General features: G+C 48.9%; 1 protein-coding gene. It reads left to right on the top strand.

Annotation, left to right across the window (positions count from 1 at the left end; translation table 11 throughout):
- Positions 1 to 505, top strand: a 505-nt coding sequence (locus tag AACR11_RS29110) for a major capsid protein P2 (RefSeq protein ID WP_223295792.1), incomplete at both ends; no start/stop codon positions are given.

The following is a 505-nucleotide window of genomic DNA, read 5'->3' as shown; positions in this document are numbered from 1 at the left end:
TCAAGACTTGGTTGATATTCAAGAGCACCGCAAACAGTTCACTCAAGCGGGACGTTACGTTATTCCTTTTGCAGACCTAACGCTGCGAACAAAAGGTGGCGTACGTACTGGTGAGCTTGTGACTCTGCAAGGTGAGATCTGGTTTGTATACATCCAGCTTGCTCCAAAATCTGGTGGCACAGCTGCGCCAAGTATCCGCGCACGTTCTCACACCACCCAAGCTCAATCACAGCGCATTTACTTGCCTCGCATCTACTCATTGTCTTGGTTTGCAAGTGCAACAGGTCGTACGCCTTTTGATTTTGCTGAGCGCTCACCTTTGCTGTCATTGAAGCGCATCCACTTCAAAGACGCATCCATTGATCGCGTTCGCGTCCTTCGTGACAGCGTCGAAGAAATCAACGTCAACAAAGCCGATAACGCTTTTGACCTTGCCATTGTTGGCTTAGAGCAAAACAACGGTTGGTTCAGCCTTGATTTTGTTCGTACTGGCTTTGGCGTGGAA

The organism is Vibrio sp. L85, assembly GCF_963871815.1.
Classification (GTDB): domain Bacteria; phylum Pseudomonadota; class Gammaproteobacteria; order Enterobacterales; family Vibrionaceae; genus Vibrio; species Vibrio harveyi.
This window is presented reverse-complemented; position numbering and strand designations above follow the sequence as displayed.